Here is a 25,190-nt window from a genome sequence, read left to right as displayed (position 1 = left end):
GACAAAGAAGGTAGCACAGTCGTGCGACCATGGCCCCGTGGCGAGGAGCATCGACATCGGCGAACGGCGCCGCACCGTGTCCGACGCGGCCGCGCGGGTGCTCGCCCGGAACGGCCTCGGCGCGCTGAGCGTCCGCGGGGTCGCGGCCGAGGCCGGGCTGCCCCCGTCGACCGTCCGGTACGTGTTCCCCACGCAGGCGAGCGTCCGGACGCACGCGCTCGAGACCGTGTTCGACGCGACCGCCCGCCGGGTCGACGCGGTGCCCGACACGCTGTCGGACCGCGAACGAGCGCGCCGCATCCTGCTCGAGCTGCTGCCGCTCGACGAGGAGCGGCTCGTCGAGCTCGACGTGTACCTCGCCCTCGGCAACGCGGCACTGACCGACCCGGAGCTCCGGCCGGCGCTCGACCGGGTCGTGTCGGACATGCAGGAGTGGACCGAGCGGATCGTCCACCTCGTCGGGGTGCCGGACGCCGATCGGGCCTACGAGGCGCGTCGTCTGCACGCCCTCGTCGACGGGCTCGCGATGCACGTGTCGCGACTGGCTCCGGGGGAGTCGGCGGACTGGGCGATCGAGCTCCTCGACCGGCACCTCGACGGGCTCGCGGCGCGCTGACGAGTCGGCTGCCGTCGACGTCGCCTATCCTTGCGCAGGTGACGCGCGCGACCGCCACGGCCACGACCCCCGCCCCCGCCCGGAGCCTCACCGGCCCGGGTCTCGTGCTGCTCGCCGTCGTCGTGCTCCTCGGCGTCCGGATCGTCTCGCCGAGCGTCGGGTCCGCGGGTCTGCCGGACGTCGTGCAGGACTTCCTGACGCTCGCGATCAGCGTCGTCGTCGAGTCCCTGCCGTTCGTCGTGCTCGGCATCCTGCTGTCGATCGTCGTCGAGGTCTGGGTGCCCGTCGGGGTGCTCGAACGGATCCTGCCGCAGCGTGCCGTGCCCCGTCGCGCGGTGATCTCGCTCATCGGCATGCTGTTCCCGGTGTGCGAGTGCGGCAACGTCCCCCTCGCTCGCGGCCTCATGCTCCGCGGGTTCACCCCCGCCGAGGCCGTCACGTTCCTCGTCGCCGCGCCGATCCTCAACCCGCTCGTCATCATCAGCACCGCGCAGGCGTTCGGCTGGTCCGGCTGGATCCTCCCGGTGCGGATCGTCGGCGGGTTCGTCGTCGCGAACCTCGTCGGCTGGATCGTCGCCGCCCACCGACGCCCGGCCGACCTGCTGCTGCCCGCGTTCGAGGCCCGTTGCCGCGCGACCGTCGGGGCGCCCCGCTCCCGGAACCGCTGGCGGGACAGCGCCGCGCAGTTCGGCGGTGAGACCGCGACGATGATGCCTGCCCTCTTCGTCGGCGCCGGACTGGCCGCGGCGATCCAGGTCGCCGTGCCCCGCTCGACGCTCGTGGCGATCGGTGCGAACCCCGTGCTGTCCGTCGGCGCGATGATGCTCCTCGCGATGACGGTGTCGCTCTGCTCGAACGTCGACGCCTTCTTCGCCCTGTCGTTCGCGTCGACGTTCCTGCCCGGGTCGATCACGGCGTTCCTCGTCATCGGCCCGATCATCGACGTCAAGATGATCGCCCTCCTCCGCACGACGTTCCGCGCACGTTTCCTCGTGCTGCTCGCCGTCGTCTGCGTCCTGTTCGCCGCGACCGTCGGGTTGGTGATGAATGTCCTCGTCTGAGTCGACGGCGCCCGCAGCCCTGGGGCTCGGGTCCGTCCTCGCGGTCGCGTTGTGCACGCTCTGGCTGGCGCTCGTCGGGCACCTCGACCTCTACATCAACCCGCGGTACGCGGTCTTCACGATCGTGCTCGCCGCGCTCGCCGTGCCGGCGGCGGTCGCCGGGCTCGTCGTCGTCGCGCGCGGCCACGGGCACTCGCACGGCGACGAGCCGGCCGGCGGCGGACACACGCACGACGACGCGGCGGTCGACGGTGCACACGCGCCCGCGGGCCCGGCAGCGGGACCGCACGACCGCGGCGGTCGGCCGGGAGGCTCGGGTCGCCGCACACGCGCCGTCCTCGGCTGGGCAGCGGCAGCAGTCACGGTCGGGGTCACGGTCGCCATGCTCGTCCTGCCGCCGACGACCCTGTCCGCCCGGACCGCCCAGCAGCGGAGCGTCGACGCCGCCACCCTCTCGAACGCCACCGGCACGCAGGGCGTCGCGCTCCTCGGCAGCGACGCCGTCGACACGTCCGACTACGGCGTGAAGGACTGGGCCGCCCTGATCCGCCAGACCACCGACACGAGCGCGCTCGTCGGCAAGCGGGTGGAGCTCACGGGCTTCGTCGTCCCCGCCGGTGACGGCTCGTTCACGCTCACCCGCTTCGTGATCAGCTGCTGCGCGGTCGACGCCCAACCCGTCGGCCTCGGCGTCACCACGAGCGGCGCCGTCCCCGACGCCGACCGGTGGGTGACCGTGCGGGGATCGCTCGTCGCCAACCCCGACCAGTCCGCCGCCAGGATCGTCGTCAAGGCGTCCTCGGTCCGACAGATCGCGCAGCCGAGTGACCCTTACGAGTACTGACCACGACCGTCGCCCCCGCCGCGACCGCTTCCGCGTCCGGTACCTCGCCGTCACGGTGGTGCTCGTCGTCGTCGGCGCGCTCGCCGCGGTCGTCGGGTCGCAGCAGGGTCCGCGCCTCCGGGACGTCACCTACGACGCCACCGGGCTCGTGTCGAAGCCGGCGCAGCGGGTGATCCTCACCGCGAACCAGGCCCTGCAGCCGGTGCGAGCCGCGGACGTGCGGGTCCGGCCGGCGGCAGCGCACACGGTCACCTCGAGCGGCAACACGATCGCGGTCGAGTTCGCGGGACCCCTGGCGTACGACCGGTCGTACGAGATCGCGGTGTCCGGGGTCCGTGCTCCGGGGCAGTCCTCGACGGCGACCCTCCGCGCCGAGGTCCGGACCGGGAGCACCGACGTCCTCGCGCTCGTGCCCGCCGGGTCGGACGGCGGGAAGGACCGGATCGTCCGACGCTCGCTCGACGCCGGCGGCGCCACGACGGTGTACGCCGACACCGGGATCACGGAGTTCGCACGCCTCGGTCGCTCGCTGGTCGTCGTGCGCGATGCCGGCCGGGGCGAGTCGGCCGTCGACGTCGTCCCGCTCACCGGCGGCGTGCAGGACGACACCGTCCCGGTCGAGCACCTCACGCTGCCGACCTCCGCCGGCCGGGTGACCGCCCTCCACGCTGCCGACGACGGCGCCTCGTTCGGCTTCGAGTACGCCGACACCTCGTCGGGGCGCTCCGCGGACGTCGGGCTCTACGTCGTCGACATGACCGGGACGCACATGCCGACCGCGATCGCGGCCGACGGGAAGCCGACGACGGGCGCCGTGCCGATGACGGTCGGCCAGTGGGCGTACGTGCCCCGGACCGAGAGCGCCCTCGTCCGCACCAGCGGCGACGACCTCGTGCTCGTCGACATGAGCGGAGCGGCAGCAGCGGTCCGGCTCGGCAGCGCCACCACCCTGCACGGCTTCGTCGGCTCGGACACCACGGCGGTCGTCGAGACCGGCACCGGCATCGAGTACCTCGACCTGACCGACGGCGCCCGGACACCGGTCGCCACCCCGGCGGGCAGCACCGGTGCGCCCTACCTCGGCCGGATCGCGCCGCTCACCGACGCGACCTACCTGCGTGTGGTGGGCACCGTCCGTGCCGACGGGACGCTCGACCAACGCATCCTCCGTGTCGAGGCGACCCGCGCCTCCCGGCTGGCGGTGACGCTGCCCGCGGACGCGGGCGTCACGGCGGTGTGCCCCTCCCCGAACGGGCAGTTCGCCGCCGTCGTCACCCGCTCGGCCACCAGCGACCTGGTCAGCATCGTCGACGCGACCTCCGGTGCGCTCGAGGCGAGCGTCGAGGCGTCCACGGTCGACTGGTGCGGTGCGCTCCCGACGGGCGACGAGGTCGGTTAGCGCCGACGGAGGGTGTTCTTCGGGTACTCGCCGAAGCGCTGCAGGAACTCGCTCGAGAACCGGCCCATGTGGCTGAAGCCCCAGCGTCGCGCGACGTCGGCGACCGTGGTCTCCTCGATGGAGGAACGGAGCAGGTCCTCGTGGGCGCGGCGCAGCCGGACCTCGCGGAGGTACTGCATCGGCGTCCGGTCGAGTGCCCGCTGGAACGACTCCTGCAGGCCACGGACACTGAGGTCCGCGGCGCGCGCGATGTCCGACACGGTCAGCGGCAGGGCGGCGTTCGAGTGGATGTGCTCGACCGCTGCCCGGACCCGGCGGTTGCTCCGCGCACCGAAGTGCTCGGGGAGCTTCGGTGCCTGGAAGCGGTACAGACCCAGGAGCGCCCGGGCGACACCGCGCTGGGCCTCGTGCCACGCGAGCGACTCCGCGCCGTCCTCCCGGAAGGCGCGGACCGCACCGGCGACCGACCGCTGCCACTGCTGGATCGCGGACGCATCCGGCTCGACCCCGCGCTGGAAGCCGAGCGTACCGTCGACGAGGTACTGCTCCGCCGCCACGTCGAGCACGAGGTCGCGTCGCAGGTGCACGAGCCGCTGGTCCCAGTCGCGGTACTCCATCTCGAAGCGCTGCTCGATCGGGAAGAGGACGGGGATGCCGAGGCGCATGGGGGTCGCGTCGCGGTGGGTGTCGACGGTCGCGGTGCCGGAGTCGATCCACTGGACGACCACCTCGCCCTCGACGGCGACGTCGCCGCGGAGGTAGCCGTGCATCTGCGAGCGTCGGACGCTCATCCGGGCGTCGCCGATGCCGGCGTACCGGTACCAGTAGTCGTCGTCCACGTGGGCGGAGTACCACTGCTTGCCCGCGTACATCCCGGCGAGGTCACGGATCGCCGAGTCCGTGTCGCTGCCGGCCACGGAGACGAGCGCCGCGGGGGAGGGGGTGGAAGTGGTGGACATGACCCCCACCATCCTCCGGCTGGACCGCTCCGTCGACCCGGTTGCGTGCCGCGGACGACGCCGACGCGGTCTGCGGATGAACGGGCGGCGCGCTGCTGCGCGCGGGTGCGGGCGCGGTGACGGGCCGTCGCCCGGGACGGACGGGCGGTCGCCCCGGACGGACTGGAGGCGCGTGGCGGACCCGCCACGCGCCTCCAGTTCGGCTCTTGCTCGCCTCAGGCGAGCGTGGCTGCGTCGATCACGAAGCGGTACCGGACGTCCGAGGACAGCACACGCTCGTACGCCTCGTTGATCTGGTCCGCGCTGATCAGCTCGGTCTCCGGCAGGATGCCCTTCTCGGCGCAGAAGTCGAGCATCTCCTGGGTCTCGCGGATGCCGCCGATGGCGGAGCCGGCCCAGCTCAGGCGCCGCGGGATGAGCGCGAACGCCGGGACCTCGAGCGGCTCCGACGGGGCGCCGACGTTCACCATGGTGCCGTCGACCTTGAGGAGCCCGAGGTAGGACGCCATCGGGATCTTCGCCGACACCGTGTTGATGATGAGCTCGAAGGAGTTCGCGAGCTTCTCGAACGTCTCCGGGTCCTTCGTCGCGTAGTGGGCCGTCGCGCCGTAGCGGAGCGAGTCCTCCTGCTTCGACGTGGTCTGCGACAGGACGGTGACCTCGGCGCCGAGCGCGACCGCGATCTTCACCGCCATGTGGCCGAGCCCACCCATGCCGATCACGGCGACCTTCGAGCCGGGGCCGACGCCCCAGTGGTGCAGCGGCGAGTAGGTCGTGATGCCGGCGCAGAGCAGCGGTGCGACCTTCTCGATGTCGAGCGACTCGGGCACGCGGAGCACGAAGTCCTCGTTCACCACGATGGCCTGCGAGTAGCCGCCCTGCGTGATGCTGCCGTCGGCCGGGTCGACGCCCGCGTAGGTCTGGATGTTGCCCTTGAGGCAGTACTGCTCCTCGCCCTTGACGCAGTTCTCGCACTCGCCGCAGGAGTTCACCATGCAGCCGACGCCGACGCGGTCGCCGACCTGGTGCTTCGTGACGTCGGAGCCGACGGCGGAGACGTGGCCGACGATCTCGTGACCGACGACCTGCGGGTACTGGATCTCGCCCCACTCACCACGGACGGTGTGGATGTCCGAGTGGCAGATGCCGGCGTAGGCGATGTCGATCTCGACGTCGTTCGGGCCGAGGTCGCGGCGGGTGATGGTGGTCTTGACGAGCGGCTCCGTAGCGGACGGGGCAGCGTAGGCGTTGACGGTGCGCAATGGTCTCCTCGTGGGGTGGGTCGATTGCTGGAGGGGCCGGTTCCGGCCCCGACTCCAAGTCTGCTGGAGCGCGCCACACCGAGGGTGGTCACGCTGGGGCACCCCTGCTGGAGGAACTCTCAGGCCATCCGGGCGAGTCGGGTCCCGGCGATCGTCGCGAACCGCAGCGGGTCGCGGAGCGCGTCGGTCGGCTCACCCGTGGTCTGCGTCGCGATCACCGTCAGCGAGGCCGCGGCGGCGAAGGCGTCCAGCGGAGCCTCGATCGCCCCGGCGACGAGCATCGCCCGAGCGCCCGGTGCGTGCTGCCCGACGAGTTCGTGCACGACCGAGACCACCTTGCCCGCCGCGCTCTGCCCGTCGAACCGTCCCTCGCCCGTGACCACGACGTCGGCGCCGTCGAGCAGCTCCGGCAGGCTCAGGACCTCGGCGACCCCGTCCGCACCGCGCACGAGGGTCGCACCCCATGCGAGCAGCCCGAACCCGACGCCACCAGCGGCCCCGGCCCCGGGGGTCGCCGGGTCGACGTGGGGGAGGCGTGCGGCGAACGCCGACAGTCGGGCGTCGAACTCGGCCACGCGCTCGGGGGCGATGCCCTTCTGTGGCCCGAACACCGCGGCGGCACCCGTCGGCCCGACGAGCGGCGAGGTGACGTCGGTGAGGACCGTCACGCCTCCGCTGGGGAGCGGCCGGTCGGCGAGGACGTCGAGCACCGAGGCGCCCCCGTCGGTCGAGGCGCTGCCCCCGATGCCGAGCACGAGCCCCGTCACGCCGGCGTCGAGCGCAGTGACGATCGCCTCGCCGAAGCCCCGCGAGGTCGCGGTGTCGGGCAGCAGCTCGCCGCCGAGCAGCGGCAGGCCGCTCGTCGCCGCGAGCTCGACCACACCGCGTCCGTCGGGGAGGAGCAGCCACTCGGCCTCGATCGGCGTGCCAGCGGGCCCGGTGACGGTCACGGGCTGCCGGACGGAACCCGGGAACGCGGTGTCGAACGCATCGAGGGTGCCCTCGCCGCCGTCGGCCATCGGCGCGAGGACCACATCGTCGTCCGGCCGCTCGGTCCGCCAGCCGTCGGCGATCGCTGCAGCCACGGACGCCGCGGTCGCGGTGCCCTTGAACGAGTCCGGAGCCACCACGATGCGCACCCGACCACCGTAGTGGGACGGCTCGGCGGCGACCAGCCGGGTCGCGTGCAGCCGGTCAGCTGGTCAGCGCGAACCGCGGGTGCGGAGGGCCCCCGAGGGCCAGGTCCGCGAGCATCTCGCCCAGCAGCGGCGCGAACTTGAACCCGTGCCCCGAGAACCCCGTCGCGACGGTGAGCGGCCCGCGGCGGTCGATGACGAAGTCCTCGTCGGGCGTCGTGTCGTAGAGACAGCTGATGAAGGTCGGCCTCGAGGCGTCGACACCGGGGACGTACCGCGCGACGTACGCCTGCAGGCGCTCGGCCTCCGCGGGCACGGGCGTGGAGTCGCGGTGGTCGGGGTCGACCACCGGCCCCGTCCCGTGGAAGCCCACCTTCACGCCCTCGCCCGGGGTCAGCAAACCGTACACGTCGTCGCCGTCGGCCCAGTGCACGAAGCTCGGCCACGCCGCGTCCGGCAGGTGGCTGGGGAAGTGGGCCGGCTGCTCCTGGGTGACGCGGACGGCCGGGAGGCGCGCCCCGCGTCGCGCGAGCAGGTCACCGACCAGCGTGGGGGCCCAGGACCCCGTGGCCGCGATCACCGACCGGCTGCGGATCCGCGCGCCGTCGCTCGTCGACACCGTCAGTTCGTCGCCGTGGTCCTCGATGCCCGTCACCCGGGTGTCGAACCGGAGCTCCGCTGACCCGGTGGCCTCGGCGAGCGTCAGGAACGCCTCGATCGCCTCGGCGGAGCGGATGCGTCCGGCGGTGGCGTGGGTGAGCACGTGCCCCTCGAACGCGATGCCGGGCCAGCGCTCGGCCGCCTGCTCCGGCGTGAGCGTCTCGTGGGGGATGCCCGCGTCGCCCAGTGCCGCGGCGATGGCGTCGACCACCTCCGGCCGTCCGTGGTCCACCGCGCCGGTCCGGTCGAGGAGCTGTCTGCCCGCACGCGCCTCGAGCGCGTCCCAGCGTGCGAGCGCCCGGGTCGTCAGGGCGACGTACTCGGCATCGGTGTAGCCCTGCCGGAAGATCCGCGTGGCTCCGTGCGACGAGCCCCGGTCGTGCCCGCGGCCGTGCTGCTCGACGAGGACGACGCGCTCGCCGCGGGCGGTGAGGGCGTAGGCCGTTGCTGCGCCGACGACCCCGCCGCCGATGACGAGGTGGACCGGTGCGGGCTCGTGGGCGGGCATGGGGCGAGCGTAGTGCGGCTCCGTCGGAGGTCGCACGTCCGGGATGGCGCCGAGCGGGACACGTCTGCCACACTCGTGCGTCGGCGCTCGCGATGACGACGGTCCTGACTGCGGTGCCGTACCTCGGGGTCGTTGCCGCGCTGGCCCGGCGGGGCTGGGCGAGCGCGGCCGTTCGCTGACCCGGGGTCGTCCTCGATCAGCCCGCCGCGGGGGACGGCTCGTCGGGCTCCGGGTGCTCTGCTTGCCAGAGGGCGTCGACGTCCGCGAACTCTCGCGGGAAGCACTGCGTGTCGAAGACGTCGGTCGCGGTGGACGGCAGCGCGTAGGAGTACCAGGGCCCCGCCCCGTGCCCGTCGGAGTTCCAGATGCCGTCCGCGTACCAGAGCAGCGGGACCTCGCCCATCGGCTGCCCGGCCTGCGCCTGGCACGCAGCGAGCCGGTTGAAGGCGGTCCGGTACTCGTCGAGCGTGACGACCCCGTCCGCGGTCTCGGCCTGCTGCTGCGCCGACGCTGCCGCGATCTTCGGGGACCTCGCCCACGAGACCCAGAGCGCGTACCGGTCGGCGTCGCCCGCCCCGACCGTCACGGTGGCGTCACCGGAAGTCGGCACCGCTGCGGTTCCCCAGCCGATCCGGTCGGCTGCAGCATCACCGCGGCCGCAGACCCCTCCCACGACGGGCTCGCCGGCGACCTCGACGGACGGAGCGTCGCCGTCGGTGCAGGCCCACGCCACCACGACACGGTCGGCCCCGGTCGGGCGGTGCGTGAGCGTGGTGCTCGAGTCCCCGTGGGCGGTCCGGAACGTCGGTGTCCCGAGCGCGGCGCCGTGGTCCACCTCCTCGACCATGTACCTCGCCGTGGTGGACAGCATCGTCTCCACCGCGGCGTCGGGGTCGTTGCCGGGGAGCGCCGCGGCGGTGAGTCCACCGGTGAGCGCGCCGCCGGCGAGGAACGCCACGGCGACCGCGACGACCGTTCCCCTCGTCGGTCGGCGACGGGGACCAGGAGCCGTCCTGGTCGAGGCGACCTCGCTGACGAGCGCGTCGCGCATCGCGGTCAGGCGGGGAGAGATGTCGTCCTTCACAGTGCGCCTCCGAGGGATTCTGCCGTGCGTGTGTACCGCTGGTGGAGTCGGGCCTTGGCCCGGTGGAGTCGGGACTTGACGGTCCCTGGTGGCACGCCGAGTGCGGCGGCCGCCTCGCGTTCGGAGAGCCCCTCGACGACGCAGAGCGTGAGGACACGCTGGTCGGCGAGGGCGAGTCCCCGCATCGCGGACACGGCGTCGCCGTCGGTGAACCCGTCGGCGGGGTCGGGTGCCGGGTCGTCGACCGGGAACCGCGCGAGGAAGCGGCGGTGCCTCGTGCTCGCGCGGGTGACGTTGTGCGCCGTGTTCGTCGCGGTCACGAGCAACCACGGCAGCAGCGAGTCGTCGACGAACCGCACGTGGTCGCGGCGTCGCCATGCTTCGAGGAACGTGACGGCGACGACGTCGTCTGCGTCCGTGGGCGTGGGGACGAGTCGGATCGCGTGGCGACGGAGCCGTGGAGCGTGTCGGTCGAAGACCCGTCCGAACGCTTGTCCGTCCCCGGCGGCGCTCAGTGCCCAGTCGGCTCGGTCACCGTCGGCTCGGTCACCATCGGCCCGGTCGCCGTCGGCCCGGTCCCCCGTGGTCTGGTTCATGTCTCGTAGTGTCCGCAGGTCGTCGATCGGTTCCGACCACGACGCAGACGAGAGAAGGTGGAGCGAGTGACGGGAATCGAACCCGCGCTACCAGCTTGGGAAGCTGGAGTTCTACCATTGAACTACACTCGCGCATCCCGCTCAGCGGGACGTCGACAACCCTACCGGATTCTCCGCTGGAAGCCAGCCGAACGCGCTCCGGGAGTCTCCGCGGCGGCGGTGATCCGTCCCTCCCGGCCGTGTCCGTGTAGGCGCTGTGAGCCCACCGGCGTGACGGACAGGTGTCGCCCTCGTGTGTACCGTCCAGGGGGACCCGAGCGGCAGGACGACCGAGGAGGAACCGGATGGTCAGGCATCCCCTCATCGACGACGTGGTCGGTTCAGCGATCGTTGTGGACTCCGCTTCGTCGGTGGTGTGGCTGACCGACGCCTTCGCCTCCCTGCTCCGCCGCGCCTCCGCCGCCGGCCGGATGGTCGTGCTCCGCACCGGGGCCGGCGCAGCCCTGACCCCGGCCGTGCGCCACGCACTCGGTGCGCACGGGGCGGCGTGGGCGGTCACCGACCTCGACGGGTCGGTGCGTGACGGACGCACCGGCGCGGCGGCGACCGGCGTCGAGGACTTCGTCCGACGCGGACCGGAGCTCGTCGGGACGCCGTCGCCGGAGCACCCGGTGTCGTCGGACTCGGTGCGGCAGATCAGCATCGACCTCACACTCCGACACCACGCGGGGCGGGCGGTCGACATGGGCTCCGCGATCGAGGCGCTCTGCGACACCGTCGGTGCGTGTCCGACCCGCTGGGGGACCGCCGAGCCGCTGACCGTGCCGTGGGACCGCTGGGTCGTGACGCAGTACGCGAAGCACGAGGCGCCGGGCGTCTCCACCTCGTACGCGATCGGCGACGGGTTCTCGGCGACGATGACCGCGCACCTGCAGGACGGGGTCGTGATCGAGACCATGTCGGCGGTGCTCACGGTGCCGGAGGAGCACGCCGACCCGTCGCTCGCCCCACGTCTGTTCGACGCCGTCCAGCGGGTCGCCGACGAGGTGGAGCCGGTGTTCGGCGTCGTCATGCAGCGTCGCGGTGACGCGGACCACCTCGTGCGGGCGGTCTCCCACGGCGAGCCGTCGCCACTCGCGGTGGTCGTCGGACCCGAGGCCACCGCGTTCCTGGACCGCGACGGGGAGTGGCCGCCGCCGCACACGTCGACCACGACGTTCGGGACCGCTGCGTCCGCGGGCTCGGACGCGTCCGATGGTTCCACCGGAGACGCCGATTCCGCCAGGTCCACCGGGTCCGGCGGCGACGCCGGGCTCATCGTCCGGTTCGAGCACGGGTGGGAGGCGCTCGAAGCGTTCCTCGACCGCATCGACGAAGACCGCTTCCTGCAGCTCGTCGGCGGCGCTCCGCTCGACCCGGCGCACGAGGACGGGCACGTGGGAGCACCGGTCAGCGGAGGTCCCGGTGCCGCGTGAGGTGACCCTCCTCTGTCGTCGGCCCGTGGAGATCCGCGACGTGGCCGAGGCGCTGCTGCTGCACGACGAGACGTGGGGTGTGCGTGCGCTCGACGACGGGCCGGTGATGCAGGTCTGCCGTGACGCGACGCACCCGGTGCTGACGGTGCTCGGTGTCCGACGGGTCGACGCCTTCGACGAGGTCGAGCGGATCCTGCCGGAAGCTCCGACGCTCGAGGTGCCGCTGTGGTGGGTGGACGTGGTGACCCCCGCGGGGCCGGACGGCGAGTCAGGGATCTCCGCGGCGCTCGAGGCGGCGATGGACCTCGACGCCGTGTGCCTCGTGCACGGCGACTGACGCGCCGGCGCGGCGGCGCCGCCGGGCGCTGCGCCGCCGCGGCCGCCGCGGCCGTCGGCGCACAACCAAAGTCCATCGACACCACGGGAAAGCGCGGTTCGGGTCGACTTTGGTTGTGCGAACGCGAAGCGCGCCGGACGCACCGGGCGCACCGGGCGCACCGGGCGCACCCACCCGCGCCTCCGCCTGCCGCCGCTCAGTCGCGGTCGCGCAGCGCCGCGAGCCGATCGTTGTACGCCTTGAGGTCGGCGTCCCCGTCGCGGTCGGCCTTGCGGTCGAGACGCCTGGCGTCCCGCGCATCCGACCGGACCCAGTTCCGCACCACGAGCAGCGCGACGAACACCATCGGCAGCTCACCCGCACCCCACGCGATCCCGCCGCCCGTGTGCTGGTCGGCCAGGAGCGCCGCGTCGTTCGTCTGCCCGAGCGCATGGAACCAGTCGGACGCGAACACCGACGCCGAGGTCATCACCGCGACGCCGAAGAACGCGTGGAAGGCCAGCGTCGCGAGCAGGGCGATGATGAGGATCGGGTACTGCGGGCGGGCGGGGCCGGGGTCGATGCCGACGAAGACCCAGAAGAAGAGGTACCCGCTGAGGACGAAGTGCACGACCATCACGACGTGCCACTCGTGCGACTGCATCGCGTACTCGAACGCGGGCGTGAAGTAGAACACCACGAGGGAGCCGGCGAAGATGACCCCGGCGACCGCGGGCTTCGCCATGAACTGCATGTAGCGGGAGTGCACGAAGAGCATGAGCCACTCGCGGGCCCCGCGTGAGCCGTCGTTGCGCACCGGCAGCGTCCGGAGGGCGAGCAGCACCGGGCCGCCGAGGACGAGCGGCAGCGGCACGAACATCATGAGCAGCATGTGCTGCACCATGTGCGACGAGAAGTGGATCATCCCGTAGACGGCCGGGCCGCCCGAGGTCGTCCAGACGAAGAGCGCGCACCCGATCAGCCAGGCGATCGTGCGCCCGACGGGCCACTTGTCCCCACGCTTCCGGAGCTTCCGCACCGCGAGCAGGTACCAGCCGGCACCGGTCACGGCGAGGGCTGCCCACACCCAGTCCCAGTGCCACTCGGTGAAGTACGTGTGCAGGGTCTGGGTCGGCGGGTACGGGTAGCCGATGAGCCCGGAGCGGGTGTCGTCCCCGGTCTCCGGCGTCTGCGGGATCGGCGGCTGCGAGCGCGACACCGCGACCGAGACGCCGATCGCCACGGCCATGAACACGATCTCGGCGAGGGCGAAGCGGGTGAACGAACGGCGGTCGAGCGGCGAGTGGAGGAGTGCCGGCACGAGGCGACGGCGCTGCACGATCCCGGCGAGGCCGAGCAGCACGAGGATCACGGCCTTGGTGGTGATCAGCCAGCCGTACGTCGTCGTGAACAGGTCGAGCGGGCCGGTCAGCCGCAGCGACGCGTTGACGATGCCCGAGAACGCCACCGCGGCGAACGACCACCCGGCGAGCGTCGAGTAGCGCGACACGACCCGGCCGGTCGCGCCCTTCGTCCGGGTGCGGAGCAGCAGCACGGCGACGAGTCCGCCGGCCCAGACGCACACCCCGACGAGGTGCACCGCGAGCGAGTTCACCGCGTTCGCGTGCTCGAGCGACCCGGCGGCGTGCCCCGAGAGCGCCAGCGGCAGCAGCGCGAACAGGGCGAGGACGGTCGCCACGGCGAGGGTCGTCACCCGGGTGGCGAACGCGGCGACGACGGTCGCGGCGAGGATCGCGACCGCGGAGACGACGAGTGCCTGACCGATCTCGACCTGGAACGCGAAGAGCAGGAAGTTCCGGGCGAACACCGGTGACGAAAGCGGGACACCGAGCGTGTTCGCCCCGGTGAGGACGATGCTCACGACCGCGGCGAGGAACCACACGCCGCCGGTCGCCGCGGCCCACCGGGTCGCCCGGTGCTGCACGCTCGAGACCGCCCCGTGGTCCTGCTTGCGGGCCGGGAGCGCGAACGCCGCGACGATGAGGAGTCCGATGGTGACGGCGGCCATCGTGTCGTGCACGGCACGCGCGATCGGCAGGCCGTAGGTCACGAGGTCACCGGCGGAGACGAGCTGCTGGTCGGAGCCGAAGGCCCCGGTGACGACCATCCCGAGCACGGCGCAGGCCGCGGCGAGCGGGACGGCGACGACGAGGACCGTCGCGACGGTGGACGTGCGCGCGGTGACGGGCGCCGATTCCGGCGCCGCGCCTCCGGACGGGGGTGCGGAGGACGTGACGGTCATGACCGTCCCATGGTAGGCGAGTCGGCAGGGAGGCACGGTGTGCGTCCGCCGCACCGGCTGCGGTCCGGCTCAGGCCGGGTCCGGGACACCACCCGCCCCGTCGGGTCGTGGTGCCGGCTCAGCCCTGGTCGCGGTGCTCCCAGATGCCCTCGCTGCCGACGCCGACGAAGCCGACGGCCTCGTTCACGTCGAGCATCGGCCGGTTCTCCTCGGCGTTGAACGTGACGATCGACGGGTGTCCGGGGAACTCCCGCTCGACGAACGCGATGCCCTCCACCTTGAGCAGCCACCCGAGCCGGTGTCCGCGGTGCTCCCGCAGCACGAGGGTGTCCCACTGCATGACCGCGCGCTCCGGGGCGTCCGGGACGGCCAGCTGCGTGAACCCGACGAGCACGCCGGAGTCCGCGTGCTCCACGGCGATCGTCACCATCGTCCGCGGCGCCCGCTCGAGCTCGGCCTCCTGCTCGCGGAGACGGTCGGCGTCCCAGACGTCCTCCGGCTCCTCCATGTCACCCTCCGGAGCGTCGGTCGACATCCGGGTGTGCAGCAGTGCGACGCCGTCGAGCCACCGCTCCGGCGTCCGACCGGTCCAGGCGTGCACGCGGTACGCGTCACCCGCGGCACCGGCCGCGCGCTCCCTGAGGACGGCGACGACCGAGGCGTCGGCGGGCAGCGCGAGTCGGCTGATCCGGTTCACCTGGCCGAAGCGCCACCCGCGACCCTGGAGGAAGCGGACCGCGGCCTCGTCCGCGGGGACGGCACCGTACCCGGTCGGTGCCTGCAGGAACCCGTCGCCGGCCCCCGGGCCGACCTGGCGCGACACCGCGTACGTCTTCCACTGCGTGCGGCCCTCGTCCCGCGCGACCTGCTCGACCCGGTCGGCGAGCAGGGTGCCGATCCCGCGGCCCTGGTGTGCAGGGTCGACGCCGACGGCGAGCCAGCAGTTCGTGGTCCCCGGTTCGTCCTTCGAGTCGTACGACGCCGAGCCGACGACCGTCCCGGCGGTGTCCCGTGCCACGAACAGCCGACTCGGCGCCCCGGGGGTGTGGCACTGCGGGAGGTACTCCTCCGCGGTCCAGGCGAGCTCGGTCAGCCCGTGGACGTCCGCCTCGGCGCGGTCGGACACGTCGAGCCAGGCACGGAAGGCGTCGACGCGTCGGGCGTCGTCGTCCATCGTCGTGGGGACGTCGAGTTCCTCGACGGTGTACGGCGGTCGGCCTGCGGTGGTCATCGTCCTGCTCCCGTTCGCCGCCCGGACCTGGGCAGCCTCACAGGATATCGACGCGGACGACCGGCCGCTAGGCTTCCAGCGTGCTGCTCTCCGACCGCGACATCACCGCCCAGCTCGCCGACGGCCGCATCGGTCTCGACCCGTACGACGCGTCGCTCGTGCAGCCGTCGAGCATCGACGTCCGGCTCGACAAGTACTTCCGGTTGTTCGACAACCACAAGTACCCGCACATCGACCCGGCGGAGGACCAGCCGGAACTCACGCGCCTGGTGGAGACCGACCCGGACGAGGCGTTCGTCCTGCACCCGGGGGAGTTCGTGCTCGGATCGACGTTCGAGGTCGTGAGCCTGCCGGACGACATCGCGGCACGGCTCGAGGGCAAGAGCTCGCTCGGGCGTCTGGGGCTGCTGACCCACTCCACGGCTGGTTTCATCGACCCCGGGTTCTCCGGGCACGTGACGCTCGAGCTGTCGAACGTCGCTACCCTGCCCATCAAGCTCTGGCCGGGCATGAAGATCGGCCAGCTCTGCTTCTTCCAGCTGTCCAGCCCCGCGGAGAAGCCGTACGGGTCGGCCGAGTACCAGTCGCGGTACCAGGGGCAGCGCGGACCGACGGCGTCGCGCTCGGCGCAGAACTTCCACCGCACGGACGTCTCGACCCGCGACTGAGCCGCCCGCGCAGGCTCGCGTCAGCACGCCTGGTGCGCCCACGGAGACCCGCGCGGACCGCGGACCAACGACGCACCGCTATATAGCAGGAGCAATCCCCGCACGTGGTTGTGGCGAACCGCAGTACATGGGCCGGCAAATTTCGCATTCTGTGTATCGTGGCCGCATGTCCGCAGTCCTCCCCAGGCCCGCGCCGCCGGTCTCGGCGGCCGAGCTCATCCGTGACGCCCGCGTCCGCGCCGAGCTGACACAGGTGCAGCTCGCCGTCCGGGCCGGTGTCACCCAGAGCGTCATCAGCACCTACGAGAACGGTCGCCGGGAGCCCTCGCTCGCCGCACTGCAGCGGCTGCTGCTCGCCGCCGGCTTCACCGCGTCGATCGAGCTCGAACCCGTCGAGGAGCCGCCGCCCCTGCGGGAACGGGTGGCCGCTGCGCGGAACGAGCTCCACGCCATCGTGCGGCGGCTCGGTGGACGCAACCCGCGGATCTTCGGCAGTGTCGCGCGCGGGGAGGACGGGCCGGGGAGCGACGTCGACCTCATGGTCGACCTCCGGCGCGGGCTCGGCATCTTCGCGCTGATGCGGATCCAGGACGAGGCCGAACAGCTGCTCGGGACCCGGGTCGACGTCGTGGACGCCGCGGGGATGGACCCGAAGGTCGTGCGCGAGGCGATCCCGCTGTGACCCGGGGGACGGGTGAACGCCTGGACGACGTGATCCGGGCGTGCGGGGTGATCGGCGAGTACGTCAGCGACGACGGGCTGCCGGAACACCTCGTGTACGACGCGGTCCGGATGCGACTGGTCGAGATCGGGGAGGCGGTGCGGATGCTCCCGGGAGAGGTGACCGCCTCCGAACCGAGCATCCCGTGGGCGAAGGTGTCGCTGCTCGCGGAACGGCTCACCCGCCGGTACTTCGACACGACCCCGACGGTCGTCTTCGGGACGGCGCGGACCGACGTGCCGCACCTGTGCGCCGCGGCTCGCCGCCTGCGGGCGGCGCACGTCGACGACGCGACCACGTGACGGCCTGGAGGGACGGCGCGGGCCCGCACCGACCCTCCAGGCCGTCGTCCGGTCCCGTCGCCGAGCGCGGGACGGCCCCGTCTCGCGAGTGCGAGACGGGGCCGTCCGTGTGCTGTGTGCCGAGGGGAATCAGCCCTTCTTGGCGAGCTCCTCGAGGGTGTCGTTGCCCTTGTAGGCCTCGACCGCGTTCTCCTTGGTGACGAGGATCGGGGTGAGCTCGATCGCCGGGACCGTCTTGACGCCGTTGTAGTTGTTCGTCTTGTCGATCTTGGTGTCGGGCTTGTTGCCCTTCGCGAGGTCGGACACCAGGTCGATGGCGGCCTGCGCCTCCTCGGTGGTGTTCTTGTAGATCGTCGAGTACTGCGTGCCCTTCATGATGAGCGGGATCGACGCGGTCTCCGAGTCCTGGCCGGTGACGACGGGGTTCGGCTTGCCGGCCGCCTTCGTCGCGGTGAGGATCGCACGGGCGAGGGTGTCGTTCGGCGACAGGACGCCGTCGAGCTTGGTGTCACCCGAGTAGTACTGCGACAGCAGGTCGGTCATGCGCGACTGGGCGTTCTGCGCGAGCCAACCCTTGGTCTGGACCTTCTGGAACGTCTCCTGGCCGGACACGACCTTGACCGTGCCGTCCTTGATCTTCGGCTCGAGCACGTTCATCGCGCCGTTGAAGAAGACCGTCGCGTTCGCGTCGTCCGCCGAACCGGCGAACAGCTCGATGTTGTAGGGGCCGTCACCCTTCTCGGCCTTGAGGCCGTCGAGGAGTGCCTGCGCCTGCAGCTGGCCGACCTTGTAGTTGTTGAACGCCACGTAGTAGTCGACGTCCTTGGTGTTCAGGATGTTGCGGTCCCAGGCGATGACGGTGACGCCCTTCGCCTTGGCGGCCTTCACCTGCGAGCCGAGCTGCGAACCGTCGGCGGCGCCGATGATGACGACCTTCGCGCCCTTGGTGACCATGCCCGAGATCTGCGACTGCTGGTCCGGGACCGGGTTGCCGGCGTTGGCGTACTGGATGTCGGCCTTGAAGCCGGCGTCCTCGATCGACTTCTCGAACGCGGCGCCCGCGAGCACCCAGTTCTGCGAGGTCTTGGCCGGCAGGGCGACACCGATCAGGTCACCCTTCTTGATCTCCGTGCTGGCGGAGTCCGAACCGGAGGTCCCGCGAGCGGAGCAGCCGCTGAGGGCGAGGCCCGCGACGAGGGCCAGGCCGATGCCGGCGATGAGCTTCTTGCGCATGAGATTGCTTTCTCTTCGTTGAGGGGTGGTGCTGTGGTGGTGGGGTTCGTGCGCCGGGCGGACGGGCCGCCCGGCGCCACGTTCTACTGGGGGTTGACCTTGTCCGGCTGGTCGTCGATCGACCGCGGCTGCTGGGCGGCCACCGTGTTCTGCTCGGTGTCCTTCCGCTGGAACTGCCGCATCATGCCGCCGATCAGCGACGGGCGTCCCTGGGACTTCGAGTAGACGTCGAAGGCGACCGCGACGAGGAGGACGAGACCACGGATGATCTGGACCTTGTTCGACTCGATGCCCATGAGCTGGAGACCGTTCGACAGGAGTGCCATCACGAGGCCACCGATGATCGACCCCGAGATGGTGCCGATGCCGCCGGCGACCGCGGCGCCACCGACGAACACGGCCGCGATCGCGTCGAGCTCCCAACCGGTGCCGTCGGCAGGACCGGAGGCGTTCGAGTAGCCGACGAAGACCATGCCCGCGACGGCGGCCAGGACCGACATGTTCGCCATGACGAAGAAGTTGACCTTGCGGGCGCTGACGCCGGACAGGACCGCGGCGCTGGCGTTGCCGCCGACCGCGTAGACCTGGCGTCCGAAGATCGTGTTCTTCGTGATGAAGCCGTACACGATCGTGAGGACGCCGAGGATGATCGCGACGATCGGGACCGAGGTGCCGACCGGGCCGGCGCCGAACAGGTAGGTCGCGACGAGGGTGACGGCGACGAGGATGCCCGTGCGGACGACGGAGACCCACAGCGGCGGGACCTCGGCCTGCATCTTGCGGCGACGACGGCGACCGCGCACCTCGATGATGATGAGCGCCGCGATCGTCACGAGACCGAGCAGGAGCGTGCCGTTCGAGTAGCCGAAGTCCGGGCCGAAGTCGGGGAGGTACCCCGCTCCGATCGTGTTGTACGAGTCCGGCGTCGGGACCGAGGTGGACTGGCCGATGATCTGGTTCGCACCGCGGAAGATGAGCTGACCGGCGAGCGTCACGATGAACGCGGGGACCCGGACGAACGCCACCCAGAAGCCCTGCCAGGCACCGACGAGTGCACCGACGGCGAGGCCGAGGATGATCGCGGCCCAGGCCGGCCAGTGCCACACGGACATCGACTGCGCGACGATGATGCCGACGAACGCCGCGACCGAACCGACCGAGAGGTCGATGTGGCCCGCGATGATCACCATCACCATGCCGAGCGCGAGGATGAGGATGTAGGAGTACTGCAGGAACAGGTTGATCACGTTGGTGGGCTCGAGGATGAGCCCGTCCGTCGTGAACCAGAAGAAGGCGACGATCACGACGAGCGCGATGATCATGCCGTACTGGCCGATGCTGTTGCCCTTGCCGAAGAGCAGTTTCAGGTTGTTCATGAGACGGTGGCGCCCTTCCGCGCGGAGGTCATGCTGCGCATGAGGGTTTCGGGGTCGGCCTGGTCGGCCGGGAGGTCAGCGGTGATCTGGCCCTCGAAGATCGTGTAGATCCGGTCCGACAGGCCGAGGAGTTCGGGGAGCTCGGACGAGATGAGGATGATGCCCTTCCCCTCCGCCGCGAGCTGCTGGATGATGCCGTAGATCTCGAACTTGGCGCCCACGTCGATGCCGCGGGTCGGCTCGTCGAGGATCAGGATGTCCGGGTCGGTGAACATCCACTTCGACAGGACGACCTTCTGCTGGTTCCCGCCGGAGAGCTTCCCGACGTTCTCCTCGACGGTCGGCACCTTCGTGCGGAGCAGCTTCCGGTACTTGTCGGCGACGTTGTACTCCTCGAGGGAGTCGACGACGCCGGCCTTCGAGATCTTCGGCAGGTCGGCGGAGACGGTGCTGCGCTTGACCGTGTCGAGCAGGTTCAGACCGAGCGCCTTGCGGTCCTCGGAGACGTACCCGATGCCGTGCTCGATCGCCTGCTGGACGTTCTTCACCTCGATCGTGCGGCCGTCCTTGACGATCTCGCCGCCGAGCCAGGTGCCGTAGGAGCGACCGAAGATGCTCATCGCGAGCTCGGTGCGGCCGGCGCCCATGAGGCCCGCGAAGCCGACGATCTCGCCGCGACGGACGTGGAAGTTCGATCCCTTGCAGACCAGGCGCGACGGGTCGAGCGGGTGCTGCACGGTCCAGTTGCGGACCTCGAAGAACGTCTCGCCGATCTTCGGGGTGCGGTCCGGGAAGCGGCTCTCGAGCGACCGGCCGACCATCCCGCGGATGATGCGGTCCTCGTTGACGCCGTCGCCCTTCACGTTGAGGGTCTCGATCGTCTTGCCGTCGCGGATGATCGTGATGCTGTCCGCGATCTGCTCGATCTCGTTGAGCTTGTGGCTGATGATGATGCTCGAGATGCCCTTCGCCTTCAGCCCGACGATGAGGTCGAGCAGGTGCTGGGAGTCGTTCTCGTTCAGCGCGGCGGTGGGCTCGTCGAGGATGAGGAGCTTGACGTCCTTGTGCAGGGCCTTCGCGATCTCCACGAGCTGCTGCTTGCCGACGCCGATGTTCTTGATCTGCGTGTCCGGGTCCTCGGCGAGGCCGACGCGCGCGAGCAGGTCCTGCGCGCGGAGCTGGGCGCTCGTCCAGTCGATCACGCCGAACTTCGACGGCTCGTTGCCGAGGAACAGGTTCTCGGTGATCGAGAGCTCCGGGATCAGCGCGAGCTCCTGGTGGATGATCACGATGCCGGCCTGCTCGGACTGCTTGATGTCCTTGAAGCGGACCTCTTCGCCCTCGAAGACGATCTCGCCCTCGTAGGTGCCGTACGGGTACACGCCCGAGAGGACCTTCATGAGGGTCGACTTGCCCGCGCCGTTCTCGCCGCAGATCGCGTGGATCTCGCCGGCGCGGACGTCGAGCGACACCTCGGAGAGGGCCTTCACGCCCGGGAACTCCTTGGTGATGGACCGCATCTCGAGGATGGTCTCGGCTGCGGTCACCGACCTGGTGGCCAGGTCGGGGCCCTGTGGGGTTGACGCCACGGTGCATCTCCTTCTGCCGCTCCAGCGCGGCAGTCATTCGGGTTGACACTGCGGCAGCGGGGGCGCAGTCACCTGCGTGGACCTCGTTGTCGCGTCCGGTGCCCCGGCCGTGTGACGGTCCATGTGAACGGTCACATCGGCTGGAACGGGGGCAATCCTACGCACAGGTGTGCGGATGCTGTCAATTCGGGATTGTCGCGTTTGTGTAACGGCCCGCGTCATCCGGCGCGACGCGCCGGTCCACGTCCCCCGGTGTGGGGTACTTCCGCGTCCTGTTGCGGATGTCCGCACACGTCGGCGGGGTCTGCGTGCACCGGCCTGGAGGCGCGGGGGGGGGCCCCCCCCCGCCGCCCCGCCGGGGGGGGGGGGGGGGGGGCCCCCGGGGGGGGGGGGGGGGGGGGGCCCCCCCCCCGCGCCTCCAGGCCGGTGGTTGGTCGCGTCGGACCGCCGGGTCGGGACGTCTCGTCAGGGCGGTGCGTCAGCGCGAGCGCGGCGCGCTCGTGGAGCCGCGCACCACGAGCTGCGGGACGATGTCGATCGGCCGGAGCTGCTCGTCGTCCCGGGGGAGCAGGAGGTCGACGCACCGCCGGCCGAGCTCCGCGAAGTCGACCTGCACGGTGGTGAGCGGCGGCCAGAAGTGCTTCGCCTCGGGGATGTCGTCGTAGCCCACCACCGAGAGGTCGCCGGGGACGTCCAGGCCGTAGGACCGCGCCGCGTGCACGAGCCCGAGCGCCATCTGGTCGTTCGAGCAGAACACCGCCGTGCAGTCCCGCCACCGCAGGAGTTCACGGCCCGCGTGGTAACCGAAGTCGGCCGTCCAGTCCCCGAGGATCGGCGCCACGACGGGCATCTCGCGGTCCGACATCTCGCGCAGGAAGCCCTGCATCCGGGCGTCGGCCTCGATCCAGTCCTGGGGTCCCGCGATGTGCCGGACGTACTCGTGCCCGAGGTCGAGCAGGTGCGCGGTGGCGAGCCGGGCGCCCTCCATCTGGTCCACCCAGAGCGCGGTCGGGTCCTCGCCGACGCTGGCCCGCATCGTGACGTACGGCGTCCGGATGCCGAGCTCCTCGATGAGGTCGAACACCTTCTGCTGCGGGGCGATCACCACGATCCCCTCGACGTCGAGGTCGAGGAGCCGCTGGATGCTCTCCCGCACCGCCTCGTCGGTCGTCTCGGTCAGCGTCGAGGTCGTCACGTTGTACCCGCGCGCCACCGCCGCGTCCTCGATCGCCTGCAGCGCGACCGCGGGGCCGTAGTGCGCGCGTCGTGCCGTGAGGACGCCGATCGTGTGCGTCCGGCTCGTCACCAGCGCCCGCGCGGCCCGGTTCGGCCGGTACTGCAACTGCTCCATCGCGGCGAGGACCCGGTCGCGGGTCTCGGCGCGGATCGCCTCGGAGTTGTTCAGGACACGGGAGACCGTCTGGTGGGAGACCCCGGCGACCCGTGCGACGTCGCGGATGCTGGGCGCACGCGACTGTTGTGCTCGCGTCGACGCCATTGCTGCTCATTCCTGCCCGGTGTCGTGGCACGTCGATGTGCACGTTCACATTCCGGGCCTGATCATTATGCACGCCTCGTCGCTCCACGCCACCCGGGACCGATCACGGCGGCGGCCATCGTCGGCGGACGCGACCGCGTGGCGGCCTGGAGGCGCGGTGCGGGCCCGCTCCGCACCTCCAGGCCGTCATCGGGTCGCGTCTGCACCCCTCGCGGCTACAGCCAGTTGCGCTTGCGGAAGACCGCCCAGAGCACGGCCATCAGGACGAGCATCGCGACGATCGCGACCGGGTACCCGAACCGCCAGTGCAGCTCCGGCATGTCGTCGAAGTTCATCCCGTAGATGCCCGCGATGAGCCCCGGGGCGAAGAGGATCGCGGCCCACGACGAGATCCGCTTCACCTCCTCGCCCTGCCGGTGCGCCGCCCGGGCGAGCTGGCGGCTCTCCTCGCCCTGGGCGAGGCTCGCGCTGGTCATCCGGCGCATCGCCTCGTTCTGCTCCTGGGAGACGAGCGTCGAGTGCAGGGTGAGGGCGTTCTCGAGCAGCGCCCGGAACGAGTCGACCCGCTCGGTGACGCGCAGGGCGTGGTCGAGCACGTTGCGCAGGCGGTGCTGGACCTCCTCGTCGACGCCGTACTTGTCGGCGCCGCGCAGGAGCCCCTTCACCATCGCGGGCACCGGCGTCGTCGCGCGTTGGAAGCCGAGGACCTCGCTGAGCAGCTGGTAGATGCGCTTCGAGACACCGGGGTCGACCTGGCCGGCGAAGAGCTGGTCCTCGATCGCGTCGATCTCCTCCTGCAGGATCTCGACGATCGGCGCGTACCCGTCGACCACCTCGTCGAGCACGGCCGCGGTGACGGCCTCGGACCCGCGGGCGAGGAAGTCCGGGTCGGCCTCGCACCGGGCGCGCAGTGCCGCGAGGTCCGGCCGCTCGGCGTGCCGGACACTCACCACGAACCGGGTACCGACGAAGAGGTGGACCTCGCCGAACCGGACCTCCTCGGCGGTGCGGTCGTACCAGGCCGGACGGAGGACGAGGAAGAGGGTGTCGCCGTACCGCTCGAGCTTCGCCCGCTGGTGTCCCTTGCGGGCGTCCTCGACGGCGTTCTCGTGCAGGTCGAACTCGGCCGCGACGGCGGCGAGCTCGGACGGCTCGGGGCGGAGCAGCCCGATCCACGCGAGGTCGCCCCGGGCGGCGCGCGACGGGGTCGACGGCGAGTCGACGCGGTGTCCTGCGACGTAGACGGCGTTGTCGATCAGTGCCATGGCGTGCTCCTTGCGTGTCGGGAGCAGGCAGGCGCGAACCGCCCGTGGGCGGTGCGGGATCAGGGACGGGGCGCGTGGATCCGCCGGGGCAGGGTCCGTCGGCCCGATCGAGGATGGTCACCCGACATCGCGCCTCACCTGCCCTTCTGGTCGTCCGTGGGCTGCCTCGTGCAGCCGACCTCCGAGCCTAGTCACGCGCCGCGAGGGCGTCGACCCCGGTCGGTGACCGCGGAGCCGAGTCTGAGTGCCCTCACATGTCCCACCCGTCACATGTCCCGGACGTCGCGGTTCGACGAGGCGACGGCGGCCGCTCCCGCAACGAGCGCCGCCCGGTCCTTCACGCTCGCGATGACCGGGTCGTCGCGGAGGGCGTCGAGGACCGCGTCGGCGGCACTGGTGGCATCGCGCTCCCCGGTGGTCGTACGGACCATCGTCGATGCCGTGCGCTGGACACTGGCTGGCCCGCGCGGCCGAGTCTCGGCCGGTGCCGCACGAGTCTCGGCGTGAGCGACACCGCTCGCGCGTCGGCGCGCGAGAACGGACGCGCAGCGCGAGTCCCGGCGCCGCGCGCGGGCGCGCTACGGCGTGATGCGGAGCCCGGCCTGCTCGGTCTCGGCGAGCTGCCACCCGAGCCAGGGGCTCCACGCGAACGGCGCACCGGCCACCGAGGCCCGCAGCTCGTCCTCGGACACCCACGCGTACTCGGCGACCTCGTCGTCGGCGGGCGCCGGCACGTCGTCGGTCACGGCGCGGAACACCGGGCAGACCTCGTTCTCGACGATCCCGGAGGCGTCGACCGCGCGGTACCGGAAGTCGGGCAGGACGGACTCGACGTCGCGCACGGTGATGCCCAGCTCACGGGAGGCCCGACGGGCGATGGCGTCCTCGAACGTCTCGTCCGGACCGGGATGGCCGCAGAACGTGTTCGTCCACACCCCCGGCCACGTCTTCTTCGACAGCGCCCGGCGGGTCACGAGGACCTGCCCGGCGGTGTTCCGCACGTGGCAGGAGAAGGCCAGGTGGAGGGGCGTGTGGTCGGTGTGCACCGTGAACTTGTCCGCCGTGCCGACCGGGGTACGGTCATCGGCCAGCAGCACCACGGATTCAGGGAAAGTCGTCATCTGCACC

Annotated in this window: 24 protein-coding genes and 1 tRNA gene; 9 read left to right on the top strand and 16 right to left on the bottom strand. The window is 71.7% G+C overall.

Annotated features, from left to right (window positions below; genetic code table 11):
* Positions 1–37 precede the first annotated feature (37 nt).
* From ACIPYW_RS03645 to ACIPYW_RS03630, 4 genes are read left to right on the top strand one after another with little or no spacing between them, the layout of a single operon-like run.
* The gene (locus ACIPYW_RS03645) at positions 38–616 is read left to right on the top strand and encodes a TetR/AcrR family transcriptional regulator (protein ID WP_400410800.1); all 579 of its coding nucleotides are present in this window, start codon (positions 38–40) and stop codon (positions 614–616) included.
* 38 nt (positions 617–654) lie between these two features.
* Positions 655–1,677: a permease gene (locus ACIPYW_RS03640; protein ID WP_400410799.1), complete on the top strand. Its 1,023-nt coding sequence runs from the start codon at positions 655–657 to the stop codon at positions 1,675–1,677.
* Entirely contained in the window at positions 1,664–2,521 is an 858-nt protein-coding gene (locus ACIPYW_RS03635) for a TIGR03943 family putative permease subunit (protein ID WP_400410797.1), read from the top strand. Before ACIPYW_RS03640 ends, ACIPYW_RS03635 begins: the two co-directional genes overlap by 14 nt.
* Positions 2,502–3,920 (top strand): hypothetical protein, encoded by a 1,419-nt coding sequence (locus ACIPYW_RS03630; RefSeq protein WP_400410795.1) that lies wholly within the window; start codon positions 2,502–2,504, stop codon positions 3,918–3,920. Before ACIPYW_RS03635 ends, ACIPYW_RS03630 begins: the two co-directional genes overlap by 20 nt.
* On the opposite strand, the gene ACIPYW_RS03625 is transcribed toward ACIPYW_RS03630, so the two are convergent.
* The 7 genes from ACIPYW_RS03625 to ACIPYW_RS03595 form a co-directional block, all read right to left on the bottom strand.
* Positions 3,917–4,879 (bottom strand): helix-turn-helix transcriptional regulator, encoded by a 963-nt coding sequence (locus tag ACIPYW_RS03625; protein WP_400410793.1) that lies wholly within the window; start codon positions 4,877–4,879, stop codon positions 3,917–3,919. The genes ACIPYW_RS03630 and ACIPYW_RS03625 overlap by 4 nt on opposite strands.
* A gap of 215 nt (positions 4,880–5,094) precedes the next feature.
* The gene (locus tag ACIPYW_RS03620; protein WP_400410791.1) at positions 5,095–6,141 is read right to left on the bottom strand and encodes an NAD(P)-dependent alcohol dehydrogenase; all 1,047 of its coding nucleotides are present in this window, start codon (positions 6,139–6,141) and stop codon (positions 5,095–5,097) included.
* A 119-nt stretch (positions 6,142–6,260) separates the two neighbouring features.
* Positions 6,261–7,280 (bottom strand): glycerate kinase, encoded by a 1,020-nt coding sequence (locus ACIPYW_RS03615; protein ID WP_400410789.1) that lies wholly within the window; start codon positions 7,278–7,280, stop codon positions 6,261–6,263.
* 55 nt (positions 7,281–7,335) lie between these two features.
* Entirely contained in the window at positions 7,336–8,445 is a 1,110-nt protein-coding gene (locus tag ACIPYW_RS03610; RefSeq protein ID WP_400410788.1) for an FAD-dependent oxidoreductase, read from the bottom strand.
* 196 nt (positions 8,446–8,641) lie between these two features.
* Complete coding sequence (locus ACIPYW_RS03605; RefSeq protein ID WP_400410786.1) at positions 8,642–9,529, bottom strand: hypothetical protein; 888 nt, start codon at positions 9,527–9,529, stop codon at positions 8,642–8,644.
* On the bottom strand, positions 9,526–10,125 hold the full coding sequence (locus ACIPYW_RS03600; RefSeq protein WP_400410784.1) for an RNA polymerase sigma factor: 600 nt from the start codon (positions 10,123–10,125) through the stop codon (positions 9,526–9,528). The genes ACIPYW_RS03605 and ACIPYW_RS03600 overlap by 4 nt, the downstream gene beginning before the upstream one ends.
* 58 nt (positions 10,126–10,183) lie before the next feature.
* A tRNA-Gly gene (locus ACIPYW_RS03595) sits at positions 10,184–10,257 on the bottom strand.
* A gap of 212 nt (positions 10,258–10,469) precedes the next feature.
* Between ACIPYW_RS03595 and ACIPYW_RS03590 the strand changes: the two genes are divergently transcribed.
* Together ACIPYW_RS03590 and ACIPYW_RS03585 are read left to right on the top strand one after the other, a co-directional pair.
* A complete protein-coding gene (locus tag ACIPYW_RS03590; RefSeq protein ID WP_400410782.1) occupies positions 10,470–11,600 on the top strand; it encodes a DUF6177 family protein in 1,131 nt (376 codons plus the stop codon).
* 25 nt (positions 11,601–11,625) lie between these two features.
* A complete protein-coding gene (locus ACIPYW_RS03585) occupies positions 11,626–11,937 on the top strand; it encodes a hypothetical protein (protein WP_290132955.1) in 312 nt (103 codons plus the stop codon).
* A 196-nt stretch (positions 11,938–12,133) separates the two neighbouring features.
* On the opposite strand, the gene ACIPYW_RS03580 is transcribed toward ACIPYW_RS03585, so the two are convergent.
* Together ACIPYW_RS03580 and ACIPYW_RS03575 are read right to left on the bottom strand one after the other, a co-directional pair.
* Positions 12,134–14,179: a cytochrome c oxidase assembly protein gene (locus ACIPYW_RS03580; protein WP_400410780.1), complete on the bottom strand. Its 2,046-nt coding sequence runs from the start codon at positions 14,177–14,179 to the stop codon at positions 12,134–12,136.
* 118 nt (positions 14,180–14,297) lie between these two features.
* Positions 14,298–15,410 carry a GNAT family N-acetyltransferase gene (locus ACIPYW_RS03575; protein ID WP_400410778.1) on the bottom strand — a complete coding sequence of 371 codons (1,113 nt, stop codon included), beginning with the start codon at positions 15,408–15,410 and terminating at the stop codon, positions 14,298–14,300.
* An 80-nt stretch (positions 15,411–15,490) separates the two neighbouring features.
* Here ACIPYW_RS03575 and dcd point away from each other — a divergent pair, with 80 nt between their 5' ends.
* From dcd to ACIPYW_RS03560, 3 genes are all read left to right on the top strand, one after another.
* Positions 15,491–16,078 (top strand): dCTP deaminase, encoded by a 588-nt coding sequence (dcd, locus tag ACIPYW_RS03570; protein ID WP_022903028.1) that lies wholly within the window; start codon positions 15,491–15,493, stop codon positions 16,076–16,078.
* 166 nt (positions 16,079–16,244) lie between these two features.
* Positions 16,245–16,760, top strand: a complete 516-nt coding sequence (locus ACIPYW_RS03565) for a helix-turn-helix domain-containing protein (RefSeq protein ID WP_400410776.1) — start codon at positions 16,245–16,247, stop codon at positions 16,758–16,760.
* Positions 16,757–17,101 carry a DUF86 domain-containing protein gene (locus ACIPYW_RS03560; protein WP_400410774.1) on the top strand — a complete coding sequence of 115 codons (345 nt, stop codon included), beginning with the start codon at positions 16,757–16,759 and terminating at the stop codon, positions 17,099–17,101. Before ACIPYW_RS03565 ends, ACIPYW_RS03560 begins: the two co-directional genes overlap by 4 nt.
* A gap of 129 nt (positions 17,102–17,230) precedes the next feature.
* Here the strand turns inward: ACIPYW_RS03560 and ACIPYW_RS03555 are convergent, their stop codons facing one another.
* From ACIPYW_RS03555 to idi, 7 genes are all read right to left on the bottom strand, one after another.
* A complete protein-coding gene (locus tag ACIPYW_RS03555) occupies positions 17,231–18,334 on the bottom strand; it encodes a substrate-binding domain-containing protein (RefSeq protein ID WP_400410772.1) in 1,104 nt (367 codons plus the stop codon).
* An 83-nt stretch (positions 18,335–18,417) separates the two neighbouring features.
* On the bottom strand, positions 18,418–19,710 hold the full coding sequence (gene mmsB, locus ACIPYW_RS03550; RefSeq protein ID WP_400410770.1) for a multiple monosaccharide ABC transporter permease: 1,293 nt from the start codon (positions 19,708–19,710) through the stop codon (positions 18,418–18,420).
* The gene (gene mmsA / locus ACIPYW_RS03545; RefSeq protein ID WP_290134156.1) at positions 19,707–21,230 is read right to left on the bottom strand and encodes a multiple monosaccharide ABC transporter ATP-binding protein; all 1,524 of its coding nucleotides are present in this window, start codon (positions 21,228–21,230) and stop codon (positions 19,707–19,709) included. Before mmsA ends, mmsB begins: the two co-directional genes overlap by 4 nt.
* Before the next feature lie 547 nt (positions 21,231–21,777).
* Positions 21,778–22,797: a LacI family DNA-binding transcriptional regulator gene (locus tag ACIPYW_RS03540; RefSeq protein WP_290132947.1), complete on the bottom strand. Its 1,020-nt coding sequence runs from the start codon at positions 22,795–22,797 to the stop codon at positions 21,778–21,780.
* 215 nt (positions 22,798–23,012) lie between these two features.
* Positions 23,013–24,062, bottom strand: a complete 1,050-nt coding sequence (locus ACIPYW_RS03535; protein ID WP_400410768.1) for a magnesium and cobalt transport protein CorA — start codon at positions 24,060–24,062, stop codon at positions 23,013–23,015.
* Positions 24,063–24,328: 266 nt separating this feature from the next.
* Positions 24,329–24,493 (bottom strand): hypothetical protein, encoded by a 165-nt coding sequence (locus ACIPYW_RS03530; RefSeq protein WP_400410767.1) that lies wholly within the window; start codon positions 24,491–24,493, stop codon positions 24,329–24,331.
* Between the two features lie 147 nt (positions 24,494–24,640).
* Positions 24,641–25,183, bottom strand: coding sequence for an isopentenyl-diphosphate Delta-isomerase (idi, locus tag ACIPYW_RS03525; protein ID WP_290132944.1), 543 nt, complete (start codon positions 25,181–25,183; stop codon positions 24,641–24,643).
* Positions 25,184–25,190 lie beyond the last annotated feature (7 nt).

The organism is Curtobacterium sp. NPDC089689 (assembly GCF_044749145.1).
Lineage (GTDB): Bacteria > Actinomycetota > Actinomycetes > Actinomycetales > Microbacteriaceae > Curtobacterium.
This window is presented reverse-complemented; position numbering and strand designations above follow the sequence as displayed.

Excerpts from the sequence above, each read along its gene's own strand:
- ACIPYW_RS03635 (WP_400410797.1), top strand. The coding sequence starts at position 1,664 with ATGTCCTCGTCTGAGTCGACGGCGCCCGCAGCCCTGGGGCTCGGGTCC.
- ACIPYW_RS03625 (WP_400410793.1), bottom strand. The coding sequence starts at position 4,879 with ATGTCCACCACTTCCACCCCCTCCCCCGCGGCGCTCGTCTCCGTGGCC.
- ACIPYW_RS03610 (WP_400410788.1), bottom strand. The coding sequence starts at position 8,445 with ATGCCCGCCCACGAGCCCGCACCGGTCCACCTCGTCATCGGCGGCGGG.
- ACIPYW_RS03600 (WP_400410784.1), bottom strand. The coding sequence starts at position 10,125 with ATGAACCAGACCACGGGGGACCGGGCCGACGGCGACCGGGCCGATGGT.
- ACIPYW_RS03590 (WP_400410782.1), top strand. The coding sequence starts at position 10,470 with ATGGTCAGGCATCCCCTCATCGACGACGTGGTCGGTTCAGCGATCGTT.
- ACIPYW_RS03580 (WP_400410780.1), bottom strand. The coding sequence starts at position 14,179 with ATGACCGTCACGTCCTCCGCACCCCCGTCCGGAGGCGCGGCGCCGGAA.
- ACIPYW_RS03575 (WP_400410778.1), bottom strand. The coding sequence starts at position 15,410 with ATGACCACCGCAGGCCGACCGCCGTACACCGTCGAGGAACTCGACGTC.
- ACIPYW_RS03565 (WP_400410776.1), top strand. The coding sequence starts at position 16,245 with ATGTCCGCAGTCCTCCCCAGGCCCGCGCCGCCGGTCTCGGCGGCCGAG.
- ACIPYW_RS03555 (WP_400410772.1), bottom strand. The coding sequence starts at position 18,334 with ATGCGCAAGAAGCTCATCGCCGGCATCGGCCTGGCCCTCGTCGCGGGC.
- mmsB (WP_400410770.1), bottom strand. The coding sequence starts at position 19,710 with ATGAACAACCTGAAACTGCTCTTCGGCAAGGGCAACAGCATCGGCCAG.
- mmsA (WP_290134156.1), bottom strand. The coding sequence starts at position 21,230 with ATGCGGTCCATCACCAAGGAGTTCCCGGGCGTGAAGGCCCTCTCCGAG.
- ACIPYW_RS03540 (WP_290132947.1), bottom strand. The coding sequence starts at position 22,797 with ATGGCGTCGACGCGAGCACAACAGTCGCGTGCGCCCAGCATCCGCGAC.
- ACIPYW_RS03535 (WP_400410768.1), bottom strand. The coding sequence starts at position 24,062 with ATGGCACTGATCGACAACGCCGTCTACGTCGCAGGACACCGCGTCGAC.
- ACIPYW_RS03530 (WP_400410767.1), bottom strand. The coding sequence starts at position 24,493 with ATGGTCCGTACGACCACCGGGGAGCGCGATGCCACCAGTGCCGCCGAC.
- idi (WP_290132944.1), bottom strand. The coding sequence starts at position 25,183 with ATGACGACTTTCCCTGAATCCGTGGTGCTGCTGGCCGATGACCGTACC.